At 66.4% G+C, this 5,832-nt stretch carries 5 protein-coding genes; all 5 read right to left on the reverse strand.

The features are described from left to right. Positions 1–1,630 (reverse strand): proline--tRNA ligase (locus WAN02_RS00485; protein ID WP_422261789.1); only part of this gene is annotated, 1,630 nt, incomplete at its 3' end. Positions 1,631–1,734: 104 nt separating this feature from the next. Then, positions 1,735–3,324: an MFS transporter gene (locus tag WAN02_RS00490; RefSeq protein WP_422261781.1), complete on the reverse strand. Its 1,590-nt coding sequence runs from the start codon at positions 3,322–3,324 to the stop codon at positions 1,735–1,737. A gap of 33 nt (positions 3,325–3,357) precedes the next feature. Beyond that, complete coding sequence (gene cobA / locus WAN02_RS00495; RefSeq protein ID WP_422261783.1) at positions 3,358–4,572, reverse strand: uroporphyrinogen-III C-methyltransferase; 1,215 nt, start codon at positions 4,570–4,572, stop codon at positions 3,358–3,360. Between the two features lie 4 nt (positions 4,573–4,576). Continuing rightward, positions 4,577–5,035: a GNAT family N-acetyltransferase gene (locus tag WAN02_RS00500; RefSeq protein ID WP_422261785.1), complete on the reverse strand. Its 459-nt coding sequence runs from the start codon at positions 5,033–5,035 to the stop codon at positions 4,577–4,579. Beyond that, positions 5,032–5,832, reverse strand: an 801-nt coding sequence (locus tag WAN02_RS00505; protein WP_422261787.1) for a malate:quinone oxidoreductase, incomplete at its 5' end; no start/stop codon positions are given. The genes WAN02_RS00505 and WAN02_RS00500, both read right to left, overlap by 4 nt.

The following is a 5,832-nucleotide window of genomic DNA, read 5'->3' on the forward strand; positions in this document are numbered from 1 at the left end:
CCACAACGATCCACGGCACCCCGAGCAGCTCGGCGTCTTTGAACTTCACTCCGGGTGATGCCTGCCGGTCGTCGAGCAACACCTCGATGCCCAGCCGATCCAGATCGGTGGCCAGGGCGGTGGCCCCCGCCCGCGCTTCGGCGTCCTTGTTCGCGATCACCAGATGCACGTCAAACGGCGAAGCCTCGGATGGCCACCGCAGCCCCAGTTCGTCGTGATGCTGTTCGGCGATGACCGCCACCAGCCGCGACACCCCGAGGCCGTAGGAACCCATGGTCAGCCGCACCGGCTTGCCGTCTTCCCCGAGCACATCGACGGTGAAGGCATCGGTGTACTTGCGACCGAGCTGGAAGATGTGGCCGACCTCGATGCCACGGGCCGAGACCAGCGGCCCGGCGCCGTCGGGCGACGGATCGCCGTCGCGCACTTCGGCGGCCTCGATGGTGCCGTCGGCGGTGAAGTCGCGGCCGGCGACCAAACCGACGACATGCTTGCCGCGCTGATCGGCGCCGGTGATCCAGCTGGTGCCGTCCACCACCCGCGGATCGACCAGATAGCGAACACCGTTGTCCAGCAGTGCTTTCGGACCGATGTAGCCCTTCACGAGGAAGGAGTATTTGGCGAAGTCGGCGTCGTCGAGCAACGCGTACTCGGCAGGGTCGAGCGCGGCGCCCAGCCGTTTGTCGTCGACCTCGCGGTCGCCGGGCACCCCGATTGCCAGTAGCTCCCAGTCGCCGCCAGGTTGGCGCACCTTGAGCAGCACGTTCTTCAGGGTGTCAGCAGCGGCGACGCTGCGGCCCAGCCCCGCCCCGTTGGCCCACTCGACCAAGGTCGAGATGGTCGGGGTGTCGCCGGTGTCGTGGACCACCGCGTCGGGCAGTCCGTCGATGGGTCGCGCTTCCGGCCGCGCGGTGACCACGGCCTCGACGTTCGCGGCGTAACCGGACTCCAGGCAACGGACGAAAGTGTCCTCACCGACCGAGCTTTCGGCCAGAAACTCCTCGGAGGCCGACCCGCCCATCGCGCCCGATACCGCAGACACAATCACATAGCGCACCTGCAGCCGGTCGAACATGCGCTGATAGGCCTCTCGGTGCGCGTGATAGGCGGCCTTGAGCCCAGCGTCGTCGATGTCGAACGTGTAGGAGTCCTTCATCACGAACTCGCGCACCCGCAACAGGCCGGCCCGGGGCCGCGCCTCGTCGCGATACTTGGTCTGGATCTGGTAGAGCGCAAGAGGAAGGTCTTTGTAGGAGCTGTACTCCCCTTTCACCATCAGTGCGAAGACTTCCTCGTGGGTCGGCGCAAGCAGGTAGTCGTTGCCGCGGCGGTCCTGGAGCCGAAATATCCCGTCGCCGTACTCGGTCCAGCGGTTCGTCGTCTCGTAGGGGCCGCGCGGCAGCAGGGCCGGGAACAGGATCTCCTGGCCGCCGATCGCGTTCATCTCTTCGCGTACGACGCGTTCGATGTTGCGCAGCACCCGCAGCCCGAGCGGCAACCAGCTGTAGAGCCCCGGCGCGATCGGTCGCACGTAGCCGGCACGGATCAGCAGCTTGTGGCTGGCTACTTCGGCATCGGCGGGGGCGTCGCGCAGTGTGCGCAGAAACAGCTCGGACATCCGGGTGATCACAGCGCGCAAGCCTAACTAGTAATGAGTGGTAATCGCCAAACAGCAACCACGGCTGCGCTCCGCGAGGGATGACAGCCGTGGCTTCTGTTGGGCGAAGCGACGAGCTAGAGCTCGCCGGCGTCGATGGCGTCCTTTACTTCCTGCGCGTGAGCCACCTGCTCGGCGGTGTAGCCGATCAGCAGCGACACCCCGCCGACGATGACGGCGACGCCGGCCACCCACAGCAAGCCGTAGGTATAGCCCTGGTCAAGCGCGTGCAATTGCGCGGCGTTCATGTTCTTCACCGGGCCGTTGGTGCCGCCCAGGTACAGCGTGCGCGATGTGATGACAGCCTGGATGACGGCGAGAACCACTGGACCACCGAGGTTTTGCAGCATCAGCGCGATGGCCGAGGTCGGTCCGATCTGGTCGAAGCCGACGCCCGCGATCGCCGAGAGCGCCACCGGCACAACGATCATGCCGATACCGATACCTGCGATCACGACCGGCACGATCAGGTTCGGGAAGTACGGCATCTGGCCGTTGAACGTCGACCCGTAGACCATGGCGCCGACCACCAGCGCTCCACCGGCGATGACCACGACCCGCGGCTGGAAGCGCGACACCAACTGCGACGACCCGCCGAGCCCGATGCCCATCGCAATCGCGAACGGGATGAAGCCGACACCCGCGCGCAGGGCGCTGTAGCCCATGATGTCCTGCACGTAGATGGCGACCAGCACGGTGACGGTGAACAACACCCCCCCGGCCAGGAAGATCGCGGCGAACGTGGCCACCCGGTTGCGGTCGAAGAACAAGTTGAACGGGACGACGGGGTTCTCGGCCGAGCGCTCCACGAAGGCGAACGCGACGAACGCGACGAGCCCAACCACAGCCGAACCGATCGTGGTGAACGAAATCCAGCCCGCTTCGGGTCCCGACGAGAAGGCGAACACCGCCGCGGTGCAGGCCAACGTCGCCAGCACAGCCCCGGCCGCGTCGAGCTTCATCCGCTCGCGGTTGGTTTCCCGCAGCGCGGTGCGGGCCAGGTAGATCATCACCAGCCCGATCGGCACATTCACCAAAAACGCCAGCCGCCAGGACACCTCGGTGAGCGCTCCACCGACCACCAGGCCCATCACCGAGCCGACACCGGTCATCGCCCCGAAGACCGCGGTGGCCGCGTTGCGTGCGGGCCCCTTGGCGAACGTGGTGGCGACCAGTGCGAAGCCGGTCGGCGACGCGATCGCGGCGCCCACACCTTGCAGCAGCCGCGCGATGACCAATGTGACGTCATCCCAGGCGATGCCGCACAGCGCCGACGCGATGGTGAACAGTGAGACGCCGACGATGAAGGTCCGCTTGCGGCCGATGGTGTCGCCGAGGCGGCCACCCAGCAGCATCAGGCCACCGAAGGTCAATACGTAGGCGGTGATGACCCAGCTGCGGCCGGCGTCAGACAGGCTCAGCTCGTTCTGGATCTTGGGAAGCGCGACGATCGCGATGGTGCCGTCCATGGTCGCCATCAGCTGCATACCGGCGATGGCAATGACCGCGGCGAAGAACCGGCGCGTCGGCAGCCACGTCGTGGAAGTCTTGGTCGGAGTCGACTCGGCGGTCTTTTCCGGGTGCGGTTGGGGCATGTGAACTGCTCGCTTCGAGGGTTCAGTCGTCCATCTTTGGACAGCCCGCTCTGCATCGTTGAGAGCCGTCATAAGAACTTACCCTACAGTAATCTTAGGGATCTTTTAAATGCCGAACGCGGCCACCGAACCGATAACGATGATCGCGGGAGGTCGAATACCCTCCGAACGGATCTTTTCCGGCGCGTCGGCCAGAGTGGCTCGCAAAGTGTGTTCGGCCGCCGTCGTACCTTGTTGAACAACTACCACCGGCGTATCCGCAGGTCGGCCGCCTTTCAGCAGGACTTCCGCGAAAAGCTCGATGCGTTCGACCGCCATCAGCAAAACAATGGTTCCGGTCATTGCAGCTAATGCATCCCAATTCACTAACGATTCGGGATGACCCGGCGCCACATGTCCGCTGACCACCACGAATTCGTGGTTGATCGCGCGGTGGGTGACCGGAACACCGGCCGACGCCGGCACCGCTATGGCACTGGTCACACCAGGCACGACCGTCACCGGGATACCGGCTTCGACGCAGGCCAGCACCTCCTCGTAGCCGCGGGCGAACACGAACGGGTCTCCCCCTTTGAGCCGCACCACGAATTGGCCGGCTCGAGCCCGCTCGATCATCACGGCGTTGATGGCGTCTTGGGCCATTGCCCGTCCGTACGGGATCTTGGCGGCGTCGATCACCTCGACGTTCGGCGGCAATTCGGCGAGAAGTTCCGGCGGGGCAAGCCGGTCGGCGACGACGACGTCGGCCTGCGCGAGCAGCCGCCGGCCCCGCACGGTGATCAGTTCCGGATCGCCGGGCCCGCCGCCGATAAGCGCCACCCCGCCGCGCACCACGTCGGTGCTCTCGAAGCTCTCCTGCGAGATCACGCCCTGCTGTAGTGCCTCGCGGATCGCCGAGCGGATGGCCGCCGAGCGACGGTGCTCACCACCCGCCAGCACTCCCACCGACAGCCCTGCGTACGCGAACGATGCGGGGGTCACCGCGCTGCCCTCGATCGCGATATCGGCGCGGACGCAGAAGATTCGGTGGCGATCGGCTTCGGCCACCACCGCGGCGTTCACCTGCGGATCGTCGGTGGCCGCGATCGCATACCAGGCGCCGGTCAGGTCACCGTCGCGATAGTCGCGCAGCGCCAGCGTGATTCCGCCCATCGCCTCGACCGAGCGGGTGGCGCTGCGGGCAACGACGTGCACGTCTGCTCCGCTGGCGACGAGTAACGGAAGCCGGCGTTGGGCGACGCCGCCGCCGCCCACCACGACGACCTTCTTCCCGGCCATTCGCAGGCCGACCAGATACGGGTTCTCCGATGCGGTGACCATGGCGTCAGGCCGGACTACCCGGTCGCAGCATGGGCACGTGCGGAACGCCGTCGTCGAGGAAGTCGTCACCGTCTCGGACGAATCCGTGCTGCGAGTACATGTCCGCCAGATATACCTGAGCGTTGATCCGGCACGGGTAGTCGCCGACTTCGGCCAACGCCGCACGTAATAACCGGGTGGTGTGGCCTTCGCCGCGGGCGCTGCGTTTGGTGCACAAGCGCCCGAGCCGGAATGCCTTGTGCCCGCCCGGGTACTCCTCCATCAGCCGCAGCGTGCAGATCACCTCACCTTCGGGATCCGCCAGCCAGAAGTGACGTGTCTCGCTGAGCAGGTCACGCCCGTCGAGTTCGGGATATGGGCGGGCCTGCTCGACGACGAAGACCTCCACCCGCAGTTTGAGTAGCGCGTAAAGAGTGTGAACGTCGAGGTCTTTGGCCCAGGCGCGGTGCAACGGGTTGGTCATGACTGCTCCAGCCCCAGCGCCTTGTTGGTCCAGGACCGCAGCTCCTCGAACAGCACCGGTTCCTCGGACAAAGTCGCTCCGAGCGACGGCACCATCTCCTTGATAATCGGTAGCCAGGTCTGGTAGCGGTCGGCAAAGCAGCGCTGCAGCACCCCGAGCATCGCCGACACCGCCGTCGACGCACCCGGTGACGCGCCGAGCAGTCCGGCGATGCTGCCGTCTGCGGCACAAAGCACGGTGGTGTCGAATTCGAGCGCGCCGCCTCGACGCTTGCGTGGCCGGATCACCTGGACCCGTTGCCCGGCGGTCGTCAGCTTCCAGTCGGAATCGACTGCGCTGGGCGCGAATTCGCGCAGCGTCTTGATCCGGTTGGCCTCCGACTGTCCTAGCTGGCCGATCAGATAGCTGACCAGCTCCAGCTGGCTGACGCCGGTCCCGAGCACGGTGGCCAGATTGCCCGGCCGAACGGATCGCACCAGATCGCTCGCACGGCCGTGCTTGAGGAATTTCGGCGACCATCCCGCGAACGGCCCGAACAGCAGCCAGGGCTTGCCGTTCACGATGCGCGCGTCCAGGTGCGCCGCCGTCATCCCGGGCGCGCCCGGCGCCGGCAAGCCGTAGACCTTGGCCCGGTGAGCGCCGGTGACGGCGGGGTTGCCGCTGCGCAGGAATCGTCCACCGATCGGGAAGCCGCCAAAGCCGTTGGCTTCCTCGATGCCGGACTTCTGCAGCAACGGCAGCGCTTGCCCGCCCGCGCCGACGAAGACGAATTTGGCGTCCAGCGTGCGGTTTTCGCC

Origin of the sequence: Mycobacterium sp. (genome assembly GCF_049281135.1) — a bacterium.
Taxonomy (GTDB): Bacteria; Actinomycetota; Actinomycetes; order Mycobacteriales; family Mycobacteriaceae; genus Mycobacterium.